This window comes from Dictyobacter alpinus, from assembly GCF_003967575.1.
Classification (GTDB): Bacteria; Chloroflexota; Ktedonobacteria; order Ktedonobacterales; family Ktedonobacteraceae; genus Dictyobacter; species Dictyobacter alpinus.
The window spans coordinates 141,750-168,662 of sequence record NZ_BIFT01000002.1 but is presented as its reverse complement, the minus strand read 5'-3'; the positions used below and the strand labels follow the sequence as shown (position 1 = coordinate 168,662).

General features: G+C 53.8%; 19 protein-coding genes and 1 pseudogene. 9 read left to right on the top strand and 11 right to left on the bottom strand.

The window, feature by feature from the left end; translation table 11 throughout:
- The first annotated feature begins 216 nt into the window (after positions 1-216).
- The 3 genes from EL633_RS22870 to EL633_RS22860 are packed head-to-tail and all read left to right on the top strand — an operon-like array spanning position 217 to position 5,060.
- Complete coding sequence (locus EL633_RS22870) at positions 217-2,925, top strand: TnsB C-terminal domain-containing protein (protein ID WP_126629619.1); 2,709 nt, start codon at positions 217-219, stop codon at positions 2,923-2,925.
- A complete protein-coding gene (locus EL633_RS22865; RefSeq protein ID WP_218027560.1) occupies positions 2,925-4,346 on the top strand; it encodes an ATP-binding protein in 1,422 nt (473 codons plus the stop codon). The genes EL633_RS22870 and EL633_RS22865 overlap by 1 nt, the downstream gene beginning before the upstream one ends.
- A 51-nt stretch (positions 4,347-4,397) precedes the next feature.
- Positions 4,398-5,060 (top strand): alpha/beta hydrolase, encoded by a 663-nt coding sequence (locus tag EL633_RS22860; RefSeq protein WP_126629618.1) that lies wholly within the window; start codon positions 4,398-4,400, stop codon positions 5,058-5,060.
- 164 nt (positions 5,061-5,224) lie between these two features.
- Here EL633_RS22860 and EL633_RS22855 read toward each other — a convergent pair.
- The 6 genes and pseudogenes from EL633_RS22855 to EL633_RS22825 all read right to left on the bottom strand — a co-directional run.
- Positions 5,225-5,608 (bottom strand): annotated as a pseudogene (locus EL633_RS22855) (methyltransferase family protein); the annotation flags it as partial.
- 46 nt (positions 5,609-5,654) lie between these two features.
- Complete coding sequence (locus EL633_RS22850; RefSeq protein WP_126629616.1) at positions 5,655-6,518, bottom strand: ABC transporter substrate-binding protein; 864 nt, start codon at positions 6,516-6,518, stop codon at positions 5,655-5,657.
- Between the two features lie 121 nt (positions 6,519-6,639).
- The gene (locus EL633_RS22845; protein WP_126629615.1) at positions 6,640-7,395 is read right to left on the bottom strand and encodes an SDR family NAD(P)-dependent oxidoreductase; all 756 of its coding nucleotides are present in this window, start codon (positions 7,393-7,395) and stop codon (positions 6,640-6,642) included.
- Between the two features lie 717 nt (positions 7,396-8,112).
- Entirely contained in the window at positions 8,113-8,520 is a 408-nt protein-coding gene (locus tag EL633_RS22840) for a hypothetical protein (protein WP_126629614.1), read from the bottom strand.
- A 450-nt stretch (positions 8,521-8,970) separates the two neighbouring features.
- On the bottom strand, positions 8,971-10,584 hold the full coding sequence (locus tag EL633_RS22830; protein WP_126629613.1) for an amidase: 1,614 nt from the start codon (positions 10,582-10,584) through the stop codon (positions 8,971-8,973).
- Between the two features lie 186 nt (positions 10,585-10,770).
- The gene (locus EL633_RS22825; RefSeq protein WP_126629612.1) at positions 10,771-13,944 is read right to left on the bottom strand and encodes a winged helix-turn-helix domain-containing protein; all 3,174 of its coding nucleotides are present in this window, start codon (positions 13,942-13,944) and stop codon (positions 10,771-10,773) included.
- A gap of 412 nt (positions 13,945-14,356) precedes the next feature.
- Here EL633_RS22825 and EL633_RS22820 point away from each other — a divergent pair.
- A protein-coding gene (locus EL633_RS22820; RefSeq protein WP_126627759.1) for an IS630 family transposase occupies positions 14,357-15,492 on the top strand; the annotation gives its coding sequence in 2 pieces (ribosomal slippage) (positions 14,357-14,777 and positions 14,777-15,492; 1,137 coding nt in all).
- Here the strand turns inward: EL633_RS22820 and EL633_RS22815 are convergent.
- Together EL633_RS22815 and EL633_RS37615 are read right to left on the bottom strand one after the other, a co-directional pair.
- Positions 15,478-16,083: an AMP-binding protein gene (locus tag EL633_RS22815; protein WP_126629611.1), complete on the bottom strand. Its 606-nt coding sequence runs from the start codon at positions 16,081-16,083 to the stop codon at positions 15,478-15,480. The two genes, EL633_RS22820 and EL633_RS22815, sit on opposite strands and share 15 nt — an antisense overlap.
- A gap of 521 nt (positions 16,084-16,604) precedes the next feature.
- Positions 16,605-16,889: a hypothetical protein gene (locus EL633_RS37615; RefSeq protein WP_126629610.1), complete on the bottom strand. Its 285-nt coding sequence runs from the start codon at positions 16,887-16,889 to the stop codon at positions 16,605-16,607.
- 207 nt (positions 16,890-17,096) lie between these two features.
- Here EL633_RS37615 and EL633_RS22805 point away from each other — a divergent pair, with 207 nt between their 5' ends.
- The 5 genes from EL633_RS22805 (at position 17,097) to EL633_RS22785 (ending at position 22,004) form a co-directional block, all read left to right on the top strand.
- Entirely contained in the window at positions 17,097-17,468 is a 372-nt protein-coding gene (locus tag EL633_RS22805; RefSeq protein ID WP_218027559.1) for a VOC family protein, read from the top strand.
- 317 nt (positions 17,469-17,785) lie between these two features.
- Positions 17,786-18,625 carry a phytanoyl-CoA dioxygenase family protein gene (locus tag EL633_RS22800; protein WP_126629609.1) on the top strand — a complete coding sequence of 280 codons (840 nt, stop codon included), beginning with the start codon at positions 17,786-17,788 and terminating at the stop codon, positions 18,623-18,625.
- Positions 18,626-18,935: 310 nt separating this feature from the next.
- Positions 18,936-19,769 carry a carbohydrate ABC transporter permease gene (locus tag EL633_RS22795; protein ID WP_126629608.1) on the top strand — a complete coding sequence of 278 codons (834 nt, stop codon included), beginning with the start codon at positions 18,936-18,938 and terminating at the stop codon, positions 19,767-19,769.
- A 19-nt stretch (positions 19,770-19,788) separates the two neighbouring features.
- Entirely contained in the window at positions 19,789-21,255 is a 1,467-nt protein-coding gene (locus EL633_RS22790) for a bifunctional metallophosphatase/5'-nucleotidase (protein ID WP_126629607.1), read from the top strand.
- Positions 21,255-22,004 (top strand): tyrosine-protein phosphatase, encoded by a 750-nt coding sequence (locus EL633_RS22785; RefSeq protein WP_126629606.1) that lies wholly within the window; start codon positions 21,255-21,257, stop codon positions 22,002-22,004. The genes EL633_RS22790 and EL633_RS22785 overlap by 1 nt, the downstream gene beginning before the upstream one ends.
- 108 nt (positions 22,005-22,112) lie before the next feature.
- Here EL633_RS22785 and EL633_RS22780 read toward each other — a convergent pair whose 3' ends face one another.
- From EL633_RS22780 to EL633_RS22770, 3 genes are all read right to left on the bottom strand, one after another.
- Positions 22,113-23,078, bottom strand: a complete 966-nt coding sequence (locus tag EL633_RS22780; RefSeq protein WP_126629605.1) for a GNAT family N-acetyltransferase — start codon at positions 23,076-23,078, stop codon at positions 22,113-22,115.
- Positions 23,079-23,556: 478 nt separating this feature from the next.
- Entirely contained in the window at positions 23,557-25,254 is a 1,698-nt protein-coding gene (locus tag EL633_RS22775; protein WP_126629604.1) for an FAD-dependent monooxygenase, read from the bottom strand.
- A 70-nt stretch (positions 25,255-25,324) separates the two neighbouring features.
- Positions 25,325-26,902: a tetratricopeptide repeat protein gene (locus EL633_RS22770; RefSeq protein ID WP_126629603.1), complete on the bottom strand. Its 1,578-nt coding sequence runs from the start codon at positions 26,900-26,902 to the stop codon at positions 25,325-25,327.
- Positions 26,903-26,913 lie beyond the last annotated feature (11 nt).

Below are 26,913 nucleotides of genomic sequence, written 5' to 3'. Positions count from 1 at the left end.
CCTCGTTTTGACGCATATGTGTGCATGTGGCGCTTTCTTTGAACCATAAAGTGTCCTGTGGTCCATTTCTCGAATACATGGCTCGTTTCCACAGAAACTGATGGACTACTGGGCGTGGATATGGGTCAAAGCGGACAGGATATGGGTCAAAACTCGTTTTTTGGCCTTTCTTGTGGTACACTTTGTGCAGGCATTTCTACGAGGGAGATGTGACTCATGAAAACGCGCATGGACCAGGCCCAATTTCAGCACTACTGTCGCGAACTGCATTTCACTGAAGAGACTCAGGATCTCCTCGCCCGTTTGCGTCATTCTCCACCAGTACGCCGTGTTCAGGGGCGAAGAGGGAACGTGTCTGGCTTCTTTCCCAGCCGAAAAATGGGCGTGGCGATCCAGTTTGAAAGCTCACTTGAGTTAAGCGCCATCTATCTGATGGAGCAGGATGATGCCGTCCTCGAATTTTACGATCAGCCCCATACCTTTAAGCTCAAGTATCTCGACAAGGCTGGTAAGAAGCTCCAGGGCCATTTTTACACGCCAGATTTCCTGGTTCTGCGGAAAAACGGGGTGTTTCTGGAGGAGTGGAAAATGGAGGAGGATCTCCACCAGCTTGCGACGAAACAGCCCTACCGCTATCAGAGGAACGTGGAAGGGCTGTGGCTCTGTCCACCTGGCGACGAGCTGACGCAGCCGCTCGGTTTTTCCTTTCGCGTCTGTTCATCCGCGCTGCTACCGCGAACCTATGTTGATAACCTTGACTTTCTCACTGACTACTTTATCTCTCAGCCAGTGATTCCTCAAAGACTCACCATCCTCGTGCGCGAGCGTGTGCAAGCAGAGCCAGGCATCACCATCGGGGTGTTGGTCAGCGAAGTAGCTGGCTTGCGGCCTCATGACCTGTATGCCCTCATTGCGCAAGAGCAGATCTTCGCGGATCTGTATCGCTGCCTTCTGCGTGACCATTATCGCACGCCTCTCTTTGCTGACCAGCCAACGGCACTGGCGTATGCCCAGCTTGGCATGCCTGCCTCCCCCGGCACCGGATCAATTGCAGAGCCGGTCACTGCTCCCATTGCCACTAATACTCGCTTGCTTTGGGATGGCCGGATCTGGACGCTGGTGAATTTAGGCGAAACCACGACGACACTGCTGCCGGAGTACGGCGAACCGATTCAACTCTCTTCTGCCTTCTTCCTTCGTCTTCTGGAAGCGCGTACCATTATCATCCCCAAAGGGGAGCGTGATCCGCAGGTGCCAACCGAAGTCCAGGAGCGCATGGCAGCCGCGAGCAAAGCGGATTTTCGCATCGCCAACGAGCGTTTCCGCTGGGTCAGTGTCTATCTGGAAGGAGACAAGGAGCAGGTGCGTCAGGCCCCGGTCTCCCAGCGCACGGTTCGTCGCTGGGCACAGGCATATCAAGCGGCTGTTCTCTCGTACAGGACGGGGTATGTTGGTTTGCTTCCCAAGACCTCCCAACGAGGAAACCGCCACGCCAAGGCTCCAGAGGAAGCGCAAGCATTTCTCCTTTCCTTCATTACCGAGAGCTACGAAACGCCGAGGGAAGCCCCTGCCTGGGAAGTCTATCTGGCGTACCAGCGAGCATGCGAGGAAAAACAGGTCGTTGTGCTCTCCTCCCGGACCTTTTACCGACAGATCAAGCAGCGTGAAGGCTTCGCCCAGACCAAAGCGCGTCAGGGAGCCAAAGCTGCCTATGCCCAAGAACCCTGGATCTTAGAATTGACCTCCACGACACCACGGCATGGCAACCGCCCTTTTGCCATTGTCCATCTTGACCACACGGAGCTGGACGTGATGCTGGTCTCCTCAGTCACGGGCAAGCCACTGGGCAAACCCTGGGTGACGTTCCTGGTGGATGCGTTCTCCCGTCGCATTCTCAGCGCCTACTTGACGTTTGATCCGCCAAGCTATCGTTCGGCCATGATGGCCTTGCGCATCTGTGTGCAACGCTTCGGGCGCATGCCGGGCGCGTTGGTGGTCGATGGCGGGCGTGAGTTTCACAGTACCTATTTTGACGCGCTGTTGTTGCGGTATCATACCGCGAAAAAAGATCGGCCAGGATCAAAGCCACGTTTTGGCTCCGTCATTGAACGCCTCTTTGGCACCACGAATACCGAGTTTGTGCACAATCTCCTGGGCAATACCCAGGCCGCCAAGCGTCCACGCCAGCTCACCAAAGAGGTTGACCCACGCAAACAGGCTGTGTGGCACCTTGCCGATCTCTATGCCTTTTTGTGCGAGTGGGCCTATGAGGTCTACGATCAAATGGATCACCCCGCGTTGTTTCAAAGCCCACGCGATGCCTTTGTGCAAGGTCTGGTGCAGACTGGAGAGCGGGAGCAGCGCGCGATCCCCTACGCTGACGAGTTTCTCATGGCTTCCTCCCCATCGACGCGCAAAGGAACCGCCAAAGTGGAGCGAGGACGCGGCATCAAGATCCACGGGATCTATTACTCCACGCTCCAGTTGCGCTCATCAGAGGTAGAGGGAACGCAGGTCGAGGTCCGGTATGATCCATTTAATATTGGCATTGCCTACGCCTACGTCAAAACGACCTGGGTCCGCTGTGTGTCTCAGTATCACACCTTTCTCCAAGGGCATTCGGAAAAAGAACTCATGCTGGCCTCCAAAGAGATTCGGCGACAGAATCAGCTTCACACCAAAAATCGCACGGTCACGGCACGACGTTTAGCAGACTTTCTCAGCCAGGCGTCCGAGCATGAAGCCATTCGGCAGCAGCGCATTCGCGATCTTGAGGCCAAAGCCATTCTGGAAGCGATTGCTGGCACTGTCGGGCAGGCAGGTGTGGAGACGGTGAGTATCCCTCTGACAACCTCGCACGTTTCGCAGGATCAAGCCAAACCCGTCGATTTTGCTTCCCTGACGGCTTTTGAGGAGTTTGAGTAATGGAGATGCAGCCCACGCCCTTTTTTCGGCCGGGATCACCGGAGGCGACCGCCGCTCTGCAACGCTTCAAAACGTATGCCATGTCTCATACCCTGCTGGCTGAGGTGGACAAGCAGCTCTCGCGTGCAATTCACGAGCCTGCGGGCTTTGCCTTTGTCCTGCTCTATGGCCCAAGCGGAGTCGGCAAAACGACGCTCATTCGCCAATTGGAACATCGTGCAGGGGTGGTCAGAGAACCCACGTTTCCTGGATTGGTCGGCGGATCACGGCATCCCCACCCGTTTGCGCCGGTCCCGCTCTTGCTGTTGGAAACCCGACCCCCGGATGGGGCAACGTTCAATCGCGCCGAGTACTACGAGGTCGCCCTCAAGCAGTTGGGAGAATATCCCTACGACCCTTCCTGGGAGCAGAAAAAAGGGCGAGGAAAAGATGCCAAATTCAATGACTCGGCAAAACTGCGCCAGATCTACGAGGCCGCTCTCCAGCGCCGAGGAGTGCGAACCATTATCTTGGATGAAGCACAACATCTCCTCAAACTCGCAAGTGGCGTCAAGATGATTGACCAGCTTGATTGGCTCAAAAGTATGACCAATACCACTGGTGCCTTGCATATTTTAACGGGTACCTACGAATTGTTGCCCTTGCGCAATCTCAATGGGCAAGCCGCTAGACGGGGCCTGGAAATCCACTTCCCGCGCTATCAATTTCAGCACGAACCCGATCAACTGGCGTTCCAGCGCACGCTGCTGACGTTGCTGCAACAGATCCCTCTCAAGGTCGAGATCAAGCCGCTGGTCGATCAGTGGTCGTATTTCTACGAACGATGTATTGGCTGTATTGGCGTTCTGAAGGATTGGCTCGTGCGGGCGCTGGCGGCAAGCCTTGCTGCTGGACAGAGTGAACTGCTCCTGGGACGTATCCAGGAATGTGCGCTCCCGATTGCCCAATGCGAGAGTATGGCGCTGGAGGCCGCAGCAGGGGAACAAGAACTGCATTACACGGCGAGCCGCCAACAGCATTTGTGGGCGTTGCTGGGGATGAAGATGGGTGAGGACATGACCCGCAAGCCTGTTCAGCCCATCCCAGAAGAACACATGCAACCTCAGCCAGAAGAGGCGACGACCAACCAGAGGTCTCGTGTGGGCGAACAATGGCCCGTCCGCCTTGAGGTGGGAGAACCTCAAGACAAAGGGAATGCGGAGCACTGTCCTTTTTCTGGGACGGTCGTGGAGCTTCAGTCGGTACAGATCCGCGCAACAAATGTGGAAAGACTCCAATGTCCGACGTGCGGAGCAGCAAGGAAGGCGACGGTTCGAGGAGATGAAGTCATCTATTCCCCTCACACGCCGCTGCGCATCGCGCGCGCGAACAAAGGCCCCTTGTGGATCAGGCAAGGAACAACTTGGGCAATACAACGATAGAGCGGGAAGCTATCATTTGTAAATGATCGAATATGAAGCAGAGGTGCGAAAATGAATGACCGAGCAATCGCGGGAGAGTTTGTGACCGAGACGTTCGACTACGACGGTGGGAGGCCCGTGACGGTGTACGTCCCGCCAGATCCGCCCGAGGCAGTCGTCTTCGCCGGTGACGGGAAGATTATCTCGCAGTGGGGCCGGTTCCTCGAGGCAGCCGACGTCCCATCCACGATGATCGTCGGTGTACACGGGCTGACGAACGAGAATCTGCGACTCCAGGAGTACTCACCAGTCTTTGACACGGAACGGTTCGCGGCACATGAGAAGTTCTTCGTCGAAGACGTCCGCCAATGGACAGCGTCGCGGTTTGGAGGAGCGCTGGCAACTTCACGCACCGCAGTGTTCGGTGCCTCGGCGGGTGGCGAGCTGGCGCTGGCCCTAGGGCTTCGGCACCCGAACGTCTACGGTGCGATCTTCTGCGCCTCGCCAGGAGCGGGCTACAAACCGACTGAGGTGATGCCTCCTCGGATTCCGCGCACGTACCTTGTTGCCGGCACGCAAGAGCCGTTCTTCCTTGAGAACGCGACGAGGTGGGCGGACGCGCTGCACGATGCAGGTGCGGACGTTGTCATGAAAGAGCGAGTCGGATCGCACGGCGGCGCGTTCTGGCGAAAAGAGTTCCTGCTCATGGTGGCGTGGGCGTTTGGACGCGAATAGATTCCCTTCTCCGTCTCAAGAATGTGCTGAAGAATGGGGCTTAGTACCTTGCTTTGAGATTTCTAGGGTGTAAATCACGGAATTAAATGCTTTACACTCCAATGAGATTGCAGTTTTTTGTGAGCCTGGACAACTTTATGAAATTGACCCATATTGTGTCCAGGCTATTTTTGACCCATAACATGTCCAGTTAGGTCAAAATTCTTGGCAAACCACACAATCCGGTAATGGACCTTATGTGTGTATGCTTCGTATCCGGCGATTTCCTGATTTAGCATCTTTTCTTCATCGAGGATGCGCAGGGTAAGGAGAGCAATACCAATCAGGAGGACAAATAGTCCCCAGTAGGAACCCAGCGCGAGAGGGATGCCAACCATCATAATAAGCGCGCCCGCATACAAAGGATGACGAACAATGCCATAGAGTCCACTGGAGATGAGTTTCTGCCCGGCTTCGATGGTGATATTCGCGGCAGCGTAGCTGTTCTGGATGACGACACATTGCGCCATGAGAAGACCGAATGCGACCAGGATATCTCCGGGTACAGAGACGACTCCTGGCATTTATGGGCACATGGATACTCCTGTTATCATCTTATGTACGATAGAACTCGGCTGCGGTGACACTGGCGGGAACGCCGAGTTCAGCAGCAACTGCGGTGATCGCGGTGGCACCAACAGCGAGGTCGGCCTGGCCATCGGTAGTGAAATACGGTGCGATGAACGCCTCGTAGTGTGCTCGGACTTCGTCTATGGTGTGCCGACCAAGGAACGTCTGGATGTGTCGCACCGTGGAGTCGGTTTCGTTATGGATTGCCTGTAAGGCTCGCCGATGGGCTCGTACGAGGGCCTGAACTGCCGGATCGTCTGGATGGATATAGGTGGGATCGACGGCCACGCCTACGGTGGGGATCTGGAAGTAGTCACCGATCCAGGCCAGCACCTGCCAGCCGTACTCGGCGGCTATCGCCTCCGGTGCCATGGTGCTGCCAACCAGGGCAGCGTCGATCCTGCCGTTTTGTAGCCAGCGCAGGTCCATGCCGTAGTCGCCGGGCGGACGGACGATGGTGTGGATGTCGCGGTCCGGATCGAGGCCAACCTGGCGCAGCACGATCCGGGCGAAGCACCCTGGTGCGGTGTGGGGGGCGTGTACCGCCAGCCGTCGTCCGGCCAGTTCGGTCAGGGAAGTCAGGCTGGGACGGGCGAGGAACCAGAACAGCGGGCGATGGGTGTTGACATTGAGTGCGACCCAGGGGATGCCATCGGTCAGTCGGGACAGCAGTGCTCGACCGAGACCGATGGTGGCACCGTGGCGCAGCCGTTCCTCGTCCCAGGAGCAGCCGTCGCGCAATGCGACATGGACACCCTCGTCAGCGTAGTAGCCCTGCTGGTCGGCAATGTAGGCGACCAGTTCCTCGTGCAGGCCCCGCCCAACGTAGGTAAGATCGATTGTGGACATGAACGTTTCTCCTTTTTTCTTAATCGTGTCATCGCCATGCGCGTGCCGCTGGCCCTGCTGCTGCGGCCCATTGTGCTTAGGTGACGGTGTGCTGTCCCTGTGTGCGGAGGATAGCGGGGCGTCAGTACATCGACATCCCGCCATTGACCGCGGCCGTGGTGCCAGTCATGAATGCGTTGTCCTCGCTGGCGTAGAAGGCGACCGCCTGGGCAACGTCGCCCGGATGTGCCAGGCGGCCCAAAGGGGTAGCGGCCACCTGCCGCTGCTTATGCTCCTCGTCGAGCACATCCGCCATGCGGGTGTCCTCCACCGGGCCAGGTTCGACGACGTTGACCGTGATGCCCCGAGGGCCCAATTCCTGAGCGAGGTACCGGGCGAACTGCGTTAGTGCGGCCTTGGCTGTACCCAGCGCAATCATGCCCTCCCGAGGCTGGCGGCTGAGGCCGGTACCCAGATAGATGATGCGTCCCCAACCCTGCTTGGTCATGGCAGGCAGGGTGGCTTTGGTGATTACAAACGCCGCACGCATCTCGTCGTCGAGCTTGCCACCCAGTTCTTCCCACGTTATGTCCTGGAACGATTTGATCACATACGGGGTGAGCGCGTTGTGAACGAGCACATCGATGCCGCCCCATACCCCTTGGACCTGCTTGATCATGCTCTCGACCGCCATGGCCTCGCGCACGTCTGCCTGCACAGCCATGGCCTCGCCCCCAGCGGCTTCAATGCCAGCCACTACCTCCTCAGCTGCCGTGCCGCTGTGGAGGTAGTTGACCACCACGCGCATCCCTCGCGTGGCCAGAAGGCGCGCGGTGGCCGCTCCAATTCCGCTGCTGGCCCCTGTCACCAATGCCACCCTACTGGTTGCTTCAGTCATGGACCCACCTCCTGCTCATCATCGTGGGCCGTCGGCATGACTGCCCAGAATTATTCGTTGTCGATGCCGGGATGTCCTGAGCGGATCGCCCTGTAGAGGGCGGTGGCGACGGTCGCTCGCAGCAACGCGAGGTGAGTAGCCGTTCCAACGCGCCGCAGGTGATCTCACTCTGCAGTCTAACACATCTCACTTTAAGCTCCTTTTTGTTGGTAACGCCTATGGGATGCGTAACAAGATGAGATAATCATGAGATAAAAGCCTCTACAGGCTGCTTTACCCATATCTCTTGCATGTTTCTAGTCCGCGTCCAAGAGAGAAGCTGGCACATCGCCCAAACCTCGTCCAGAGCCGTTTTGGTCAGATAGGCATCTCGTTGCACAATCCATAGGATGTTCTTCCTTTCCGTTTTTCATCCAGTTTCTGTAAAAAGCGGAGTTTGCCAGACCAGCATCCCGCCCTCTCAAAGCAACACGATATGTTTCTCGTCATTACACGACTTTGAAAATCTGCAAGATACTCAACCAATAAGAAACCTCCTGCGCGGCTTTGTCGTTGCGTCTTGAAATTGTTTATCTAGTGGGATGTCAGATGAAAATCCACATGACATCTTTATTTGAATCGACACGGGCATAAATAATTCTGCGCGTTTTTGCACAAAGAATGCAAGGCACTCCCAACGCAGTTATCTGCATGTGTGTTGGGAGTGCCTTCATTATCTCACGGTTTGGGGGCAGACATCTGAGGTGCATCTTTTCTCGCGGCCTGCTTGAGCTTGAGGTAGCGAGCACTCATGATACCAACAAACCCCATCGCGCCTGCGCTTACCAGCAAGTGTGTCACCCGAACGAGCCAGTGCCAATCGCCAATGAGAAGCAGAAATTGATTCATCCCAAAGAGAGGTATGATCATCATGTAGATGATGCCCACTGCTCCAGATACCCTCATTCCTCTGGTCAAGAACAATACGATACTTAAGGCAAGCAGAGCTAACGTGACAACAAGACCGAACCATATATGTGCAGAAAGAAAGCTTATATTGGCAAACCAGTGCAAAAATCCCAACACCAGCGCGCCTGCGCCTGCAATGTTACTTATCCAGTGGATGATGCGAACTGTTGTTTTCATCAAAAATCCTTTTCGTTGCTTCTATTGCCAGATGATTTTCTTTGTGACAAACTTCCCATCTTGAAAGGCCAGTGCATCAACGCCCCAGCACCAGGAGGCTTTCGGCGTAATGACTATGTAGGTGCCGGGACCTCGATACCCTTGTTCAAGAGTGACAATCTCAGCCTCCCCATGAACTTTGATCGCACGTGGCTCAAGTGATGGCAGGTCATCAATGATGAGTGAGACCAGGGTGCGTCCGGAGGCGACATTTTTATACTTGCGTGAGCGCTCTCAGGCATAGCCGCTAATGTAGAAGCGCTCCCCATCAAATCCAAAACCTACTGTGTCAATGTCAGGTTGACCATTTACCGCCACAGTTGCAAACCTCGCCAGTGTCTGGCTTCGAAGAAATGCACGGTCCTTTTCCGAAAACATAAACTTCTCTTTCTTTTCAAAAATACACACGATCTATGGTAGTAGCACATCTCTCGAAACGGGCATACATCGACCTATATGCTCTTCCAATGCAGCCATCAGCGCTAAGACGATATCCTCTCTCCAGGAGCGAGCAACCACCTGCACGCCTACTGGCAGGCCTGCGCTGCCCATCTCAACGATACGGGCTACACGCTCAACGCTATCTTTCCCAACGCTGCGCTCGCTCTCCTCACCTGGATACACGCGGGTAACGGGTGCCACGCCGGCAGGCAGACCTAGCAAATTGTAGAGGATGGCATAGCTGCCAGCATTGGTTGGATTTAAGGTGCCACTACTGCCATGTGTCAGGGCTGGAAGCGCATGGGGCGGGCAGAGAAGAGCATCAAGATGGTCAGCATTAAGCTTGGCAAGGAAGCGCTCGCGATACTGATTGCGCTCTTCTATCAGCTGCCAGTACTGATCGACCGACAACGCTCCACGAATAGACTGCAACGAAGACGCCATGTGAGCCTGTCCACTTCGCCTGAGCAGACCTACCAATGGTGCACGAACGATCCCAGGCAGGCTGCTCACCCGCATATTAAAGCTGATGCGGCGATCACGGGGATCTCCTGCGAGATTGCGCTTATAGGTCGCAAAACCATCCGCACCCACTAGTCCAACATAGAGTCGGACCGCTTCTGCCACATTGGGCGGGTTCCAGCTCTCAACGATAGCACCATGTGCGCGCAAGACTTGCGCCGCCTCCTCCACCGCCCGACGTACAGCCGGAGCCACCGAAAAAACGCCATTATCGGTATACATGCCGATACGCAGACCTGCAAGAGAGACGGCGGTGGGATCGGGCCAGGGAACAGGAGGCACTAATGGATCAACAGCGTTCAAGCCAGGAGCCGTTAGAATGTCCATCGCCAGGCGCAGATCCTCAACGCTGCGGGCAATAGGAGCAGGCTGAGCGATAATGCCTTCCTGCCTACCAACATAGGCATGGGAGGCGGTATCGTGATGGGTCAATCTTCTGGCTGTGGGAAGCAAGCTATACAGACCACAGAAATGTGCGGGCACACGAATACTGCCACCGAAATCGCCTCCCAGGCCAAGAGGAGAGCCACCAGCAGCAAGGATGGCGGCCTCGCCCCCACTGCTTCCGCCAGGGGTACGGGCCAGGTTCCAGGGATTATTCGTCCGGCCATAGACCGGGTTATCAGATTCGTGATACATCAGCAGTTGGGAGACATTCGTCTTTCCTAGAATAATAGCTCCGGCCTGACGAAGCCGCTTCACCAGGGGACCTTCCTGCTCCATGAGTTGGGATTTCTGATGCAGAATACCAACCGTTGTTGGAGTTCCAGAGACCATAAATTGCTCTTTGAGGGTGATGGGCACGCCATGGAGAGGGCCAACAAGAGTTCCTTGCGCAAGCAGGCTATCAGCTTTGCGTGCCGAGGCACGCGCCTGTTCAAAGAGTGATACAACGACGGCATTCAGACGTGGATTGACCGCTTCGATACGGCGAATATGCGCTTCAATGACCTCCTGCGAGGAAAGGCGGCCCTCAGCAATATGGCAAGCAAGCTCCGATGCACTCAGACTGGTGAGGATGGCATCTTCATGGGAAGACAGGGTAGAGGAAGAGGGTGTCATAATATATGCTCCTTCGCCGTGCTATCTCTGTCGCGGCGTGTTTTCGTGATCTGTGCTGAGTATAGAGGAGGGCGTGGTTGGGAGGCAGGAGACTAAAGTGGATAATGAGGGTTGGTTTTGTGATAGAGCACAGGCAGGGCTGAGCTGCTGCCTCTACTATACCGTCCCAGCTGCTGTGAGGTTATGCTAGAGGAGGTGGAGTGTTTGAGCGCGAATGACTGCCTGGGTACGGTTTTGCACCCCTAGTTTCCCGGTAATGTTTGAGACGTACTTTTTGACGGTGCCCAGACTCACGACGAGGCGACGAGCAATCTCGCTATTGGAGGCTCCCGAAGCTAAGAGTTGCAACACCTCGCGTTCGCGCCGTGTGAGGGGTTCGGCAAGTTCTCCCAGGTACGGAGGTTGTGAGTCGAGAGCCGTTGCCCCGAAGGAGGAAAGCAACGTGGCAACATAGTCAGGCGCAATGCCACGTGCCTGAGCCTGTCGCAATAAGGTGAGCAGCGGTGTCCCCTCGTCAATGAAGAGGCGAATATAACCCTCTCCTGCGGCCTGTGCAAGGGCACGTCCCAGTGTGGTGAGGGCGCCTGATTGATCTCGCCTTGCATGGAGGGCCAACGCCTTCAGGATGAGAATTTCCAACACACTGCCCATGCGTGCTTTCGCCTCCGCGTCTTCGAGGAGGCGGGAGAGCAAGCGCAGAACATTGCCCAGCAGCGGCCCTGTTGGGTTATTGCGTCCCTCTTCAATGCGGATTCGGGCCAGGATCAGGTATTCCATCTCACGTGGGTAGCTGACCTCGTCTTCGGTAGATAGGCCAGATGCATTCGCCCAGGCAACGGCACGCTCCCGATCGCTCTGTGCTAACAGGAGCTGCGCCCGTACTGCTGTTGCCAGAGCTTTGAGAGGGAATGGGAAGCAATCGTGCTCAGTCAATTGAACCAGCTCTTCTATGGTAGCACGAGCTTGATTGAGCGCTCCTCGTGCCTGCTGTAAGCGGGCCTGTGTTGTGTATCCAAGCAGGGCGGTAATGGGTTCAAGAAAGATTCCCATCCTCATCGCTTCCATCCCTTTTGCCAGGATGCGCTCAGCCGCTTCCAACTGGTTGTGTTCGCGCAGAAGATGACTCCAATTGAGATAATAAAAGGCACTGGCACCTGAGGTGCGAAACTCCTCGGCCACCGGCAGCAGTTGTTCATAGATGGCAAGAGCCTCGCTGAGTCGACCTTGTAGCCCTCTCAAGCGTGCCAGCTGATGCGTGATGCGTAAACGTCCAAGATGACCGATGGTAGGTACCAGCGCCATTGCAGTCAACACAGACTGTTCGTTTGCAGAGGTGACATCTCCGCTGAGTTGATAGGCACGAGCCACGTACATGAGCGCCCCAGCACGCAGAGGAGCCGTCCCTTGCGTCTGTGGCAACAGGGAGAGCGCCCGATGTGCCATTGTGAGGCTGCCCGCCAGATCATTGGAGGAGAGGCTGCTTAGTTCCGTACGACAGTACGCAATCCCACCGAGAATCATCTGCACGTGTTCGTCAGAGTGGTCGAAAGATTGGCTGACTTCAGCATCACGCAGGCACGCCTCAGCCTGCTCAAATTGTCTGTCAAAGATGAGTCCGATCGCACGAATAAGAGAGAGCATTGGGCGCGCACGGACCATCTCTTCGGGAAGTCTCCTCATCCAGTTGAGAACGGTCTGATACTGACCGTTCAGCTCGATAGCTATAGCATCACGTTCAAGCAAGCCAGCCATCCGCTCATCATCGTGAGCAGCCAGCGCATGGTGTACGGCCTCGATCACGAATGCATGCTCCTCGTACCAGATGCTGGCGCGTCGATGCAATTCAGGTACCATATTGGGCATCGCGAGCTTGAGGCGATTGGTGAGGGCCTCGGCAAAGAGGTGATGATAGCGGTACCACTCTCGTTTCTCGTCCAGTGAGACCACAAACAGGTTCGCTCGCTCCAGCGTTTCCAGTATCGCCTGACTTGCAGGCTCACCCGTGACGGCATCACAGAGCGGAGCAGAGAGGCGCTCAAGAATCGCGGTGTGTAGGAGGAACGACTGTATCGAAGCAGGTTGCCGTAAGAGTACTTCTTCGCTGAGATAGTCAAGCACGAAACGATGACTGCCGTTGAAGGCTGAGAGAAAGGCAGAGGGATCAGGATGCCCCGCCAGCGCAAGAGCAGCCAGTTGGAGGCCTGCGATCCATCCCTCGGTGCGGTTCTGAAGGGCCGTAATGGACTCTTCGGAGAGCGAGAGGTCCATCGTGGACTGGAGAAATGAACTGCTTTCTTCCAGGGAGAAGCGAAGGGCAGCAGCACGCACTTCCAGGATATGCCCATGCGCCCGCAGGCGGGAGAGTGGCAAGGGAGGGTCTGATCTCGTAGCAAGTATGAGATGCAGCCTGGTAGGCAGGTGCTCGACGAGCGTGGCAAGGGCACGATGAATGGACGGAGCTTCGATGACGTGGTAATCATCAAGCACAAGGGTAATATCCTCTCTTGCGTAGTGTGTCAGGTCATTGACCAGCAAGGTCATCACTGTTTCTGGTGACAGAGGTTCCCCTGTGTGGAGCAGGGCGAGGGCGTTCGCACCCAGACGCCGATTAACAGTCTGCAAGGCTGCGATCAGGGAGAAGAGGAAACAGGTAGAATCATTGTCTTGCGTCTCCAGGGAAAGCCAGGCGACAGACATGGGTGGGAGATGTTTATGGTCGGAAAGCCATTGGGCAAGCAGGGTCGTTTTGCCGAAGCCAGCGGGGGCAGAAATGAGGGTGAGTCCGCGTTCCCTCCCCTGTTGGAGTTGCTCAACGAGACGGGTGCGCGAGACCAACTGGACTCTTGGACGCGGCACCTGAAGCCTGGTAGAGAACAAGAGCGCGGGCTGTGTGGGCAACGCGGAAGGCAGGAGACGATTGGCCTTCGTTTTCACAGCTTGCATGGGTGATCCATCCACGCTCATGTCGGTTGCCCATAGGTTCTGTTCCCGTTCATCGGAGAGCGTCTCGTCAGAAACGTCATCAGGTGAGAAGGTCACATCACCACTGAGCTGAGCTGCCATCTCCTCTAGATGTATGAGCGTGAGGTCTGCGGTCCGTCCCAGATATCTCTTCATCAGCTTGTGACCGACGCGGCTGTAAGCGTACCAATACCCATGGCCCCATTGCCTGGACTCCTTCCGCACCGTCAGATGTCCCTGCCTCCCGCGAAAGGCGAAGGAGGCAATCGTATCAAGCCAGGTAAACCACCCAGGTTCTCCAGGAGTGATCGTGAGGATGGGGCTCTCTCTCTGGTCGTACAGTTCATAGTTCTCATGTTCGACATGCCAGGTCAGATGGTATGGGGCGGCTTTTGGCATACTTTCCTCATTGGTTTTTGTTACCCAAGGTCTTCTCTTTTCCTAGCAGTATACGTATTGGGTAACAAAAATGCAAGAGATTGTTGCGGCACAAAAAGATCCTTTCTGTCAGAGGAGACAGATAGCTTTTTCGCCCTGTTGAACAACGTGGAGGTGCCCCGTTTTTGGAGGGAACCCTCGTGACCTCACGCTAAACCGGAACCGAAAACATATTCTCTACATCAGCTGAGATAGAATAGCAGCAAGTAAAAACTGTATTTTCTGTGGGTCCATAGCCATTAAGTAGTTGGCGTTGTGGGACACTTTTGATCATCTCAGCAACCCTAGTACTCTGTCATCCTTGATTTGATAAATGGAGACCAAAGGAGTATCCTTGAGTTACGAATAAAAAACCAAGCTCAAGGAGGCATCCATGAAGAAGTATACCATTCAGTTAGACGCAGAACAACGCAAGCTGTTAGAGAGTTTGCTCACAGGAGGCAAGGCGCCAGCGCGCATCCAGACCCATGCGAGGATCTTACTAAAAGCCGATCAGGGAGAGCAAGGAGCGGGTTGGGAAGATCAACAGATTGCCGAAGCCCTGGGAGTGGGAACGGCAACCGTAGGACGAGTTCGGCAACGTTTTGTGGAGGGAGGGCTGCTGGATGCGCTCGTGCGTCGTCCCCAACCGGAACGACCCGAGAAACGGAAAATGAATGGGGAACTGGAAGCGCAGTTGGTCACGCTGGCGTGTAGTCAGACGGAAGGAGGGCAAAAACGCTGGACGATGCGCCTGCTCGCGGACAAATTGGTACAACTGGGGTTTGTCGATCACATCAGTCATCAAACGGTGTGGGTGACCTTAAAAAAAATGAACTCAAACCGTGGCTAAAGAACCAGTATTGTATTCCCCCCGAGGCCAATGCGGAGTTTGTGTATCATATGGAAGATGTGCTTGAGGTGTACCAGCGTCCATATGATCCCAAGTGCCCAAAGATCTGTATGGATGAGGGGAGTAAACAGGTATTGGCCCATACCCGGGAGCCGATCCCGATGGAAGCGGGTGAACCCGAACGCATCGATTATGAGTACGAACGGAAAGGAGTGTGCAGCGTGTTTGTGGCAATGGAACCGGAAACCGGGGCTTGTCAGGTGCGCGTGAGCCAGCGGCGCACGAAAAAGGATTGGGCATTCTTTTTGCGCGAGATCATTGACGTCCAGTATCCCCATGCGGAGAAGATCGTCTTGGTGATGGACAATCTCAATACCCATACTCCCTCTTCGTTTTACGAGACGTTTGAACCAGCCGAGGCCCGCCGATTGACCGAGAAACTGGAAATCCACTACACGCCCAAGCATGGGAGTTGGCTGAATATGGCCGAGATCGAACTGTCCATCTTAGCGCGTCAATGCTTGTCCGATCGCTTTCCAACCAGAGAGGCGCTTGCCGCTCAGGTGGATGCTTGGCAGCGTGAACGCAACCAGGCAAACGTAACGATCAACTGGCGTTTCACCACCGCGGATGCTCGCATCAAGCTCAAACGCCTCTACCCATCAATTGAACAATGACAGAGTACTAGGCAACGACAATATATCTCCGCCAGCCATAATTTGCTTAAGAGCAGGTAAATCTTGAAGGTATCTATCTGCCATTTGGTGAAATAAACCAGCCGTTAACCAGATAGTACTCACGTTATAATCCCTTAATATCGTGTGCAGTTCGTCTAAAGATGGCTGAAAAACTGGACAAATGACCAACTGGGCACCATTGAGCAGAGCAGGCCAAATTTCTAACGTCGAAGCGCCAAATGCCAATGGCGCCATAAACAGAAACTTCTGGTCACGATCGAATCGAACATAATCAGCACTTTTTGTGAGACGAGCAATACCACGCTGTTCTAACATAACTCCCTTAGGAATTCCTGTCGAACCAGAAGTGTAAAGAATATTTGCGATATTATGAGCTTCAATTGCTAGTGCTGGCTTGTTGTCTGGTTGTAACTCAATTACAAATGCGTCAGTTTCAAGATCGATTGCATCAAGTGATAATGAAATATCAAATTTTGCACCTTTTGAGTCAACTTCAAAAGTTGACATTTGCAATCCAGGCAACTGTAAATTTGGTAATGGCGAGTTTTGGAGCGCAAAGATAACCTGCATGTTGTTCTTGGACACGTGTTACCCATGGGATGCGCAACGAGTCGTCATAACTGAGTGGTAATAAATGCCTAAAAAGCGCAAGGTTCCTGTTTCACCCCAAAAGAGGTGTGTTGACCATGCGTCCAAACGCATGATACCTTTGAGCCGCATCGACGGTGAAAATGCGCCCTTTGCACAACACCTCAGTCAATAATGGCTTGAGCCGGTGACTGGCCTTGGAACCATGATCGGACACCGGCTACCCACACGCCCTGTTGCACTGTGCCACGAAACCGCTTCCCCAACTCACGCACCAACTGAGAGACGGCAATGTGTGCTCCCAGATCTCCGTTCGTCAGGCGACGTTGGCAAGTATGGTGCCCTGCAATCCGAAAGAGGTAATGCCAGTGATACTTCTTGCACAGTTCCACCATCGGAAAACACCCAAATGCGCTATCGCCAATGATGGTGCAATCGGCATTTTCCACATGCGGAGCGAGCCGCTTGAACAATTCGTCAATGCAGGTCCAGAACCCTTGATCCTACTTCTGCTGGCCCGACATCACTTTCCAGACCAGTGGTAACACACGCGAATGCGAGAGCAGACCCACATAAATGACTTGCGCATGTTCTTCATAGGACGTGACATCGATGATGATCCGCATCGGCTCTTTGCGAAAAAACGGCATCACCTGTGTCAACAGCTCCACCCATATCTGCTCCACATCGATCCTCGGATTACGCAAAAAGCGCTCCAATCGTCGTTCGATACTGCTGGCTTTCGCCTCACTTTCTGCCAGTAGTGCCTCGGCAACTTGTGGAAACACAATACTCTGCGCTCAGATCGCTCCCAACACAAACCACGCCAGCGCCTTGCTTTGATGATCATGCAAACTGGTGAAAAATTCCTGCACTTGCTTTTGCCAGGCTTCGCATAATAGGCTACTCATGGAGATTATCCTTCTTCAGCTTGTTATTCTGTAACGTACCTATCTAAGTACACATAGTTCGCAAAAGTTTGGGAGAAGCGATCGTTGAAATTTCACGCAACCAGATTATTGGTAAAGAACTTCCACGAAAGCCTTGCATTTTACAGAGAGGTGCTCGGTTTCTCTGGGTGGCAGAACGATGAGATGGAATATGCCTATTTTGAAGAACAACAGCTGGCTCTTTTTGCACGAGGGCGAATGGTTAATATGATCGGAGAAGGAGATCATATGTCCTCATCCCAATGCATCCTTCAATTTGAAGTTGATGAAGTTGATCATACGTTTGACATGCTTCGTAATAAAGGGATCCACTTCATTACTCACCCGACAGACATAACAGAATGGGGCTCACGGGTAGCGCACTTCCGTGATCCAGATGGAAATGTGATTGAGCTTTACCAATCGATAAGAAAGTAGTTCTCGAAGAAGGCCGATACATTTGCAACACATGATTTTACTCCACTTTTCCGTAGAGAAAATCAGTAAACGGACTTAAGCATGAGATGCGTAAATAGTACTTCTTACGCGTCCGTTTTTGCCCGCTCCCTTCATCTCCTATCTTTGATACGCGCGCGAAAACAGTCGAAGGACGATAGGTGCGGATCCAGCATCTTCTCTTATGTTGTTTTGGTGATACAATGGATTATTGATGTTTATAATGTATGTCCCTGGCATGCTCCAGGAAGCAGGGTCCAGACAGAAGACGCGTGTATGGATTAAGCAGGACCACAAAGATGACAAAGGGAGACCAGATGCAGGTTCGTGATTTTGACGTAGCCACGATCATGGGAGGCTTGTATGGAGATGGAATTATTGGGTATCAAGGGGCCTTTTCACGCCAATGGACTCAACAATTGGGAGAAGATATCGATGTTCTTTTTCATCAGGCATTACAACGGCCCGATGGTGCGGTAGGACGTGGACCCAAACGTTACTATGTGGAGATTCACCCGGAAGATATTCGTAGTTTTGTCGATCTGGCCATCCATCCCTGGGTAGTGGCGGTGTGCGAAGCGCTGCTTGGTCCATTCTATAAGATTGTCGAGATTGGTTTCGACGTGCCTTTACCTGGAGCACAAAATCAGCCCTGGCATCGCGACTTTCCTGCTCCACAGGAGACTCTTACGGGCCGTTGCCTGAACTCACTGGCATTCAATCTTACGACCGTTGACGTCTTTGAGGATATGGGTCCATTTGAGGTTGCGCCAGGAACACAGTGGGATCGGCCAGTAGACTTTCAGCACGAGATGTTTCCTCCTAAAATGATGTACCCACGTTACGAAGAGCGTGCCCAGAAAAAAATGCCGAAAATGGGAGATATTTCTGTTCGCTCAGCACTGACCATTCACCGAGGTACAGCTAATCGATCGAGCCAATCGAGGCCGGTGCTCGTTCTCGGCGTCGATGCACCAACTGCCCACAATGCAAATCATCATGATCTGCAAATCACCCGCCGTTTCTTTGAGACACTTCCCAATCAGGTGAGCGATCACCTGACCTATCGGCTGGTCGACACGTTGGAGCCGATTCATCAATTGCACCAGATTGAAACATTAATGATGGGAGAAGCTTAGTGCACTTTCAAGTGACAAATGAGGCTTAGAACAGTGGTCATAGGCACAAATCACCAGATCAAGCATTGGGTGGTGATGCCACTTCCAGGAAGGCCACCCACGAACCACAGCGACATCCAGCCGCGAATGGAGCTCTCGGATTCCTCTTGACCCGGGAACGCACACTCCTGCCTATCCCTTTTCGCCCATTGCGGAGGTGGGTTGTATTGGGTATGCTTTGCATATGTATCGTGATCGGCAAGCAAGCGAAGTGGCCTGGAGTTACTTATGTTCTGGTTACCAGTCTAGATGAATGTTATGAGAGCCCCGAATGAATAACGCATCCGACTATTCCTCCGATTTACCTATGCCGCTGACCGCCTCTTCCAGGCATCATTTGCCTGCGTTATATACCAGTTTCGTGGGACGGGTGCGTGAGTTGCGCGAGATAAAAGATCTGTTGTCCACCACGCGGCTACTGACGCTCACCGGTATTGGTGGGATTGGGAAGACGCGCTGCGCGTTGCAGGTTGCGCATGAACTGGTTCATGAGGATAGGGAGCTTTTCCCTGACTGTAGCTGGTTTGTCTCCCTGTCTCATCTCCGTCTTTCATCTCAAATCGTGCCCGCCATCGCATGGGCATTAGGTCGGCGTGGAGAGGTAACACGGGCGCGGATAGACGATTTCCTGCGCCCCAAAAAGGCGCTCTTGCTTCTGGATGGCTGCGAGCACCTGATAGAAGACTGTGCCCGGCTGCCCGGACTGGTTATCCCACAACTGGCGACCGGGCTTGGCATCTTCTATCTACGTCAGCAGTTTAATAACTTTCCCAGGGAGTTGCTGGACGCAGGCGTGATAGACGGCGCCGGTACCCTGCGCATGCTCTGGAGTATCATCCTCCCGAATATGCGTTCGGTGCTTACCGCCCTGGCGATCATTCTGTTCATCCAGACCTGGAACGAGTATTTCTGGCCGCTCCTGGTATCGGGTGATTTACATAACACGACCATTCAGGTGGGGCTTCAGGTTTTCTTACAGGAGGATAGCAACGCCTGGGGAGCCTTGATGGCCGCCGCCATGTTATCGTTGCTGCCCGTTCTAGTGCTCTACGTGCTGGCTCAGCGACAGATTATCGCGGCTTTTGTGCGTTCGGGTATTCAATGATGAGAGTAGGAGGGAACCTATGCAACAGGTGGAACAATCTAGTTTTACGCCTCGACTTATTCCCCTTTCCTGGGAAGATGGACGGTTAGTCCCACAGATTAGACCAGCCGCTAGCGGTGAAAAAGCGGCGCGGATTACCATTCTGCATACGAACGATCTGCATGCCAGCGTGGATGGGCGGCCGGATGAGAATGGGCAGCAGCGTGGCGGCCTGGCCAGGGTCGCTACCACGGTGCGCCTTGCGCGCGAATCGGGTCCGACACTGGTCTTTGATCTGGGTGATATCGTGTTTGGTGACGGTACCTGGTGGAATATTCAAGGTATCGAGCCAGTAGCCACTCTGCGGGCCAGGGCGGGCTGCGACTTAGGGACGATCGGTAATCATGACCTGGAACATGGTGTGGCCGGACTGCGCGAACTGCTGAAGGGAGGCTATCCAATCGTTTCAGCCAATCTATGCGTCGAGGACCAGATCTATCCGGCCTACCTGATTGAGATTGCCGGTTGGCGTATTGGAGTAACTGGCCTCACCACCCGTTCGACCACTGATCTTATCCCGAGTCGCATCCTGCACGGTATTACGTTGAGTGATCCTGGTGAGGCCGCAGCGCGGGTCGTGTCCGCGCTGGAGCCCCTGGTAGATAGCATCGTTCTGCTTTCGCACCTTGGCTTTTATCAGAGTGGACCAGGCGATCCCGAGCTGGCTATGCGCCTGGCCGGCTCAAAAGTCTCGCTGATTCTCGGTAGTCATACCCACGCCGCGCTTGATCCGCCCTGCGTCATGCACGGCATCACCATCTGTAACGCTGGAGCCTATGGCGCGAATGTAGGCGAGGTGATCCTGAGCCACCATGAGCGGCAGCCGGTCAATGTGCAGGCGCGGCTGATTCCCCAGGATGAGACTGTCCCGGCCGATGCGTCCTGGCTTGCAGCGCGCGTAGCGCTGGCACGCACGTTTAAGCCGTTTCATGAAACCTCGTTTGCTCTTCCTTCTCTCCCCCAACCTGCCAATCTCTCTTCAGGGCCAGAGCGAGACCGAACGCAGGAGTGGATATTGCTGGCTCGGTCTCTCCGTATGACAGGCAACGTACCCGCTTCGGCGATAGTGATGGTGCCTTTGCTCTATGCCCTGGGACACCTGCCAGAGAGAGAACGAGTGACACTGGCTGAGATAATGACTATTTATCCGAGTATTGAGCACCTTGTGAAGGTAGAGCTCTCTGGCAATGTCCTGAAAGATTTGATTGTTCGGCAGGAATCCTTGCTTTACTATCAACAGGCGCGTCCACTGCTGCTCGCTGACGAGAGCGAACTCTTGCCAGTGCAGGTAGAGGAACAACGCCTCTACACGATCGTTACCAGCGAACTGGCTTGTGAAGGTGGCCTGGATTGGGGGATCAATCTCACTGCATCAAGCAAGAGTCTGAATATATCCTGCTCGCAGGTTGTGCGTGCGTATCTTACATCTTATCAGGAGCGTCTGTGATGGAGCAATCAATAAATAATAAGGATGAATTATATCAGCGTCGTCTCACCTGGGAAGGTTGCTATAACGCGCGCGATATCGGGGGATATGCTACTCTGGATGGCCACACTACCCGCTGGAAAACAGTGTTGCGGGCCGATAGCCCCAACGAACTTACGTCGGCCGGTCAGCGTCTACTACTGGCTTATCCTGTGCGAACCATCATTGATCTGCGCCGCACAACTGAACTGCGCAGGGCTCCCAGTATTTTCGTCGATGGAAGGGGGGTCCGCTATCTTAATATCTCGTTGCTTGAAGATGAGCGCAAGGCCAGAGAGGCACAGTCGCTCCAGCGACTCTACTCCCTCACACTTGAGACATGCCAGGAGCCGATCAAACAGGTTCTACAGTTCATGGCGACCGAAGATATCTTTCCTTGTATCGTGCACTGTACGATTGGCAAGGATCGCACCGGGCTGATGATCGCTTTGCTGCTAAGCATCGCCAACGTTCCCATGGATACTATCGCCACGGATTACGCCCTGAGCGAACAGTATCTCGTGCCGCTACTCACCGCTATGCGAGCCAGGCTGGCTGAGGAGGGGCAAGACGTGAGCCGGTTTGAATGGCTGATGCCCGCCCATGCAGAAACCATGTATGCCACCCTCACGTACCTGGCCCAGCGCTATGGGAGTGTGAAAGATTATCTGCTCCACATCGGTCTTACTCAGGCCCAGTTGGATCGACTTCACACCATCCTGGTTGAATAGCACCGCTGGTCGCAGGAGCATGAGCCATCCCAGGTTTGATACCATTGGGATGACTCGTGCGAGACTGTTTAGCGTGTCTTATTTGTGTTATTGTTTTTCATGGCGCTCTTAGAAGGGCTTGCGATACCTCGGCATGCGTTTCACTACTTGGTAGCCGATGCTTTCATAGAGATGGACTGCTTTACCTGGATTTTCCGCTGTTGCCCCGATATCTGCCTGTTGAATGCCGCGCTCCTGACAGCGTTGGAGCATACGCGTCATTAACGCTTTGCCCAAACCGCGCCGTCGCCAGGATTGTTGTACTCCAACCCAGGGTGTATGCGCGCCTTCTTCATCGCTGGTACTGATGACATGCCCCACGATCTGATCTCCATCCCAGGCCACCACCCACAGACTGGTATCCAGGTCAGGTCCTCCCAGGTCGCTCAACCAGGTTTCATAGCTTTCGAGGCTGTCGTGGTTCTCAGAGAACGCTTCTACATTCGCTGCGTACACGGCAGGCAACTGTTCATGCGAAACCTGGCGGATTTCCAATCTATGAGGAAGTGGTGCGAGCTGGATGGGTTCGGTAGGAATCTGGTAAGTCATCCATACGAAGGTAAATGCCACCGTGTATCCCATATTCAAGAGCAACGCTCGGTTCCCAGGCTGGGTCTCGTCTGCATTGCCCCCGAAAACACAGGGTTTCGTCGTAGGATGTTGCCGGGCAATCTGGCGCAACCTTTGCTCTTGCCAGCGTAAGAGTGCACGTCCAATGCCTTTGCGTCTCCACTCCGGCACAAGCCCGCCAAGAGGAAGAAACAGCTCAACATCGGGCTCTGACCACCAAACAAGCCAGGCATAGCCAATCGCCCGACCATCCACCTCGACGATCAAGCAATCATCCAAAGGGTTGCACACTGGATCGGAATCGGTATCTGGGCCGGGGAGCCAGACTTCTCCATCGACGGTCTGCACCTTCTTGCGCACTGCCTTGATTGCAGGAAAATCAGCTTCCCCCTGAAACAAGCGGAATGCCAAGCCAGGGATGACGGGCGCGTCGGGAAGCGTGAGATACGATTTTGTTTGACTCATCAGTTTATTCGTTCCTTTCTGGATTGACGTTCGAGAAGATATTTAGAGAACGTCAATCACATGGGGAGAGTGTGTACGCTCTGATTCTGGGCAGTAAAAGAACACGAGGTGGCTCGTGATTTAAGTGGGAGGGTGAATGTGAAAAACGCCACAGAAAACCACGAGTCGTCAGTGCGTCTCGTGGTGCAATTTTTCTAGAAAAATCGAAAAATCTGCCCTTTTGAGGACGCACTCATAGGTAGGTAGGCGGGGATGCCAATTTTTGTGCCTACGCCCACTTGATTCGGCCATATCGTAAACGGGTGAGCCAATATAAAACCATCGTGTGCGTCTCTTTCTGAGAGATAATAGTTGGGCTATTGATCTAAGAATACCATAGATTTTGTCCTGATACCAGCGCTGGGGAAAAGGGTGATTGTTACGTCATACGTTTTTCGATCTGTTGTTCTTTCACCGGTTCCACCGTTTCCCTCTCAATTTATCCCTGGGGAGCAGCGTATCCGAGTAGCCTTGAGAGAACAAAGAAAATTTCATCAGGCTCTACTGGTTGTGGTGCGACGTTTGGCGTGCGCCAGGCGATAAAGCCATCGGGTCGCACCAGGACTGCACCTGAGTCGCTTATCCCATAACTTGCCAGAAAGCTGCCATCGCCATCACTATATGGCTGATCTTGCCCAATCCTGTGCAGATCCATAGATAATCCCAACCTATTTGTTGCCTGCGCAAACAGTTCTTGCCAACTCTGTCCATCGAACCCTGCCAGCAAGACAAACTTGCTTCCATAGAGATCGAGGATGGAAATCTGCCTGCCATTATGGCTTAACCAGACATGGGGAGCCCGCGTCCCAGTGCGTCCCGACGGCTCATTTTCAAAAAGAACATCATCATCATTCTCATAATAAACCGCTCCAGAACGATATCGATAGCCATACATCACGCTGAAGGCTGTCGGTTGAGGCACATCAGGGCGTTTGCGGACGCGCATCAGCATCTCCTCAGCGCTACGAGTAATGGCTTCTCTCTGCTCATGATGTGGTAGACGATAGGCATATAAACCGGTGGAAACGCTTACAGCGAGATCCGCGGCAGGTTGTCGTTCCTGACCGTAGGTTGCCAGGAGATTTTCGTGAGCCTTTTTTTTGAGGACGAGAGACAGCTTCCAGGCCAGATTATGCGCATCGGCAATACCAGTATTGGCTCCAAATGCTCCCATCGTTGTCATTACATGCGTAGCATCACCAACCAGAAAAGCACGTTTCTGTTGATATTGTTTTGCAACACGTGACGCGATTTCCCAGGGAAGTGTGCTTATAATCTTCACAGGCTGGTCAGCGATGCCAATTGCCGAACGTACAAGGGCAAGACAATATGCTTCTGATGGTGCGTCGAGACGTTCACCTGGCCTGGGTTTGAGATTGGCAAACAGCGCCCAGCGCTCTCTTGATGCTCCAGATTGCCCCAAAATGCCATCGACTGTCGTGTTATTGACAAAACAGAGTGTCACCTTTCGTCCCTGAAGTGCCTCACTGAGATCCGTTTGAAACAGGATACTGACCCATTGCCCCAGCGTCCCATAGCCATAGGAGTGTATGCCAAGCTGTTGCCGAATTGTACTTCTATTGCCATCCGCTGCCACCAGATAGTGGGCACGGATACGGTACTCTTGTCCGGTGGCTCGTTCACGAAGCAGAGCATTGACACCTTCAGCCAGTTGTTCAAAATGCACGAGTTCCGTGCCAAAGCGGATATCACTGCCCATCTCACTTGCCTGTTTCCGTAATATTGGCTCCAGCTTATCCTGCCCAATCATTGCTGTTCGCGTGGGACCCGCAAATGGATCGATGATACTGGCTGAACGCTGCGCCCACGACTCCGTATGATCGAGCACCTTTCCCATCAGGCTTTCTACGCGCAATCCCATTTCGCCGAGTTGCTCCGACGGTGTTTCTTGCTGAAAAATGGCAGATTCAATTCCGACCTGGCGGAAGAGTTCCATTGTCCGTGCGTTGAAGCCACTAGCTCTGACATGGATTGATGTCGTGGTGTGCCGCTCAACGAGAAGCGAGTGAACGCCCTGCCTTGCCAGAAAAAGCGCCATTGAGAGACCAACAACGCTCCCCCCAACAATCAGGACTGGTACCTCTTGGTCGTGCCTTTGTAAAGAAAATTGACTCATTATGTTACCTCCAAACACTGGTGATACTTTGTCTGGATGGCAGTATAGATCGCGGAAGGGTGAAAGCGCATCACCTTATCTCATGATTTGGAAAAGACGAAGCGTTGAGCCCACTCTGACCGTTTGTTGAGGACAGGTGAAGCTGTTGAGCAACCGCTCGCGCTTCTCGACGGCTATGCACGTTGAGCTTGCGATAGATGCTATTCACTTGCGTTTTCACGGTATTGATGGAGACGACCAGCTCACGCGCAATTTCCAGGTAGGAAAGTTCAACCACAAGAAGGCGCAGCACCCGTTGTTCCTGGCTCGAAAGCGACTCCACATTCGCTATCACACGTTGTGGAGCATCTCGGTTCAGCCCGAAAGTCTGGAAGAGAGGTTGGAGAGAGGTGAATAGTTCTGGACGAGTAGAGAAGCGTGCCTGGAGCGCGGTGAGACGTTGCTGGACAATCGTCCTGGGTTCCCGTAGAAACCAGATTTGTACCAGTGTGAACGTTGAGCGTAGCAACAATTCCTGATTTCGCCATTGTTCGCTCGCGTTCCAGGCTTCCTGCGCGACCTGTTCCGCGGTTTCTAGATCGTTCTGTTTGTAGGCAACCTGTGCGAGTCCGAGCAAGGCAGGGATAAGATCCTCACGATCTCCAAGTTCCCTGGCTTCCTGGATCACACGACGATAACAGGGTGTCGCATGCTGGAACACTTCTTGCTCGCAATAGACGGTGGCCAATAACAGCAAACAATTCCGTGTCCCATGGGGATGACGCAGATTTGTCCAGATAGTGAGCGCCTCTTGTAAGAATGCCGTGGCCTGGGTGAGTTGTCCACACGATAGTGCTCGTGACCCCAGAAGGCTGAGACAAACTCCGCGCCACTGCTGGGACTCCAGTGGAAGCCATTGTAATGCTTGACTGGCATAGGCAACAGCCTGTTCTTGCATCCCCTGCCGCATCGTGAGGAAAGCACGAAAGGCATAGACTTCACCGAGTCGAGCAAGATTCCTTTCAGTACGCCACCATGTATCAGCCATCTGCAACAATGTCTCTATCTGCTCAAGCGTACTGGCTGACGGCTGCCCTGGTTCAGCACTCACCGAGAGTATCTGTGCATAGTGAAGGCAGATCAGTGGATAGTGAGAGAGAATGTCCACGGGCAGTTGTTCCAGCCAGTTCCGCAAGGTGGAGAGATCATGTAGAGCGCCAAAGCCTCGCTCGATCAAATAGTGGTCGATCAGAGCGGCGGCGTGTTCCGCGTCCTGTGCTTGCAATGTCTTCTCAATGGCTTTGGTGAACATTTTCTCCCGTTCATGCCAGGTACTTGCTGCAACACATGTTTGTGCCTTCTGAAATGCGCTTCCGATCTCTTCTAAGCGCGTTGTCCATAATTCGGCGCTGCGACCCATGTAGCGCTTAACGATACGTGTCCCTTGCCGTTGATAGGCATACCAGTATCCTTCGCCGCTCTTGTTCCTTGTTTCTTTGAGCAGATTGAAGTGACCATTTCTTCCACGGAAAGAAAAGGAGCTATGGGCGGTCAGCCAGATAAACCAGGAGGCGCTATCGGCTTCAAACAAAAGATGGCCGTATTCGTGAAGCTGATAAAGCTTGTGTTGTGCCGACCAGAAAAGTGTGAAGCGAGCTGTCTTTGGCATTGCTCCTCTCG

Bases quoted from the DNA above. Each gene is read 5' to 3' on its own strand.
- EL633_RS22795 (WP_126629608.1), top strand. From the start codon at position 18,936: ATGAATAACGCATCCGACTATTCCTCCGATTTACCTATGCCGCTGACC.
- EL633_RS22825 (WP_126629612.1), bottom strand. From the start codon at position 13,944: ATGCCAAAAGCCGCCCCATACCATCTGACCTGGCATGTCGAACATGAG.
- EL633_RS22790 (WP_126629607.1), top strand. From the start codon at position 19,789: ATGCAACAGGTGGAACAATCTAGTTTTACGCCTCGACTTATTCCCCTT.
- EL633_RS22800 (WP_126629609.1), top strand. From the start codon at position 17,786: ATGACAAAGGGAGACCAGATGCAGGTTCGTGATTTTGACGTAGCCACG.
- EL633_RS22780 (WP_126629605.1), bottom strand. From the start codon at position 23,078: ATGAGTCAAACAAAATCGTATCTCACGCTTCCCGACGCGCCCGTCATC.
- EL633_RS22860 (WP_126629618.1), top strand. From the start codon at position 4,398: ATGAATGACCGAGCAATCGCGGGAGAGTTTGTGACCGAGACGTTCGAC.
- EL633_RS22785 (WP_126629606.1), top strand. From the start codon at position 21,255: ATGGAGCAATCAATAAATAATAAGGATGAATTATATCAGCGTCGTCTC.
- EL633_RS22870 (WP_126629619.1), top strand. From the start codon at position 217: ATGAAAACGCGCATGGACCAGGCCCAATTTCAGCACTACTGTCGCGAA.
- EL633_RS22845 (WP_126629615.1), bottom strand. From the start codon at position 7,395: ATGACTGAAGCAACCAGTAGGGTGGCATTGGTGACAGGGGCCAGCAGC.
- EL633_RS22775 (WP_126629604.1), bottom strand. From the start codon at position 25,254: ATGAGTCAATTTTCTTTACAAAGGCACGACCAAGAGGTACCAGTCCTG.
- EL633_RS22865 (WP_218027560.1), top strand. From the start codon at position 2,925: ATGGAGATGCAGCCCACGCCCTTTTTTCGGCCGGGATCACCGGAGGCG.
- EL633_RS22815 (WP_126629611.1), bottom strand. From the start codon at position 16,083: ATGCAGGTTATCTTTGCGCTCCAAAACTCGCCATTACCAAATTTACAG.
- EL633_RS22770 (WP_126629603.1), bottom strand. From the start codon at position 26,902: ATGCCAAAGACAGCTCGCTTCACACTTTTCTGGTCGGCACAACACAAG.
- EL633_RS22850 (WP_126629616.1), bottom strand. From the start codon at position 6,518: ATGTCCACAATCGATCTTACCTACGTTGGGCGGGGCCTGCACGAGGAA.
- EL633_RS22840 (WP_126629614.1), bottom strand. From the start codon at position 8,520: ATGAAAACAACAGTTCGCATCATCCACTGGATAAGTAACATTGCAGGC.
- EL633_RS22830 (WP_126629613.1), bottom strand. From the start codon at position 10,584: ATGACACCCTCTTCCTCTACCCTGTCTTCCCATGAAGATGCCATCCTC.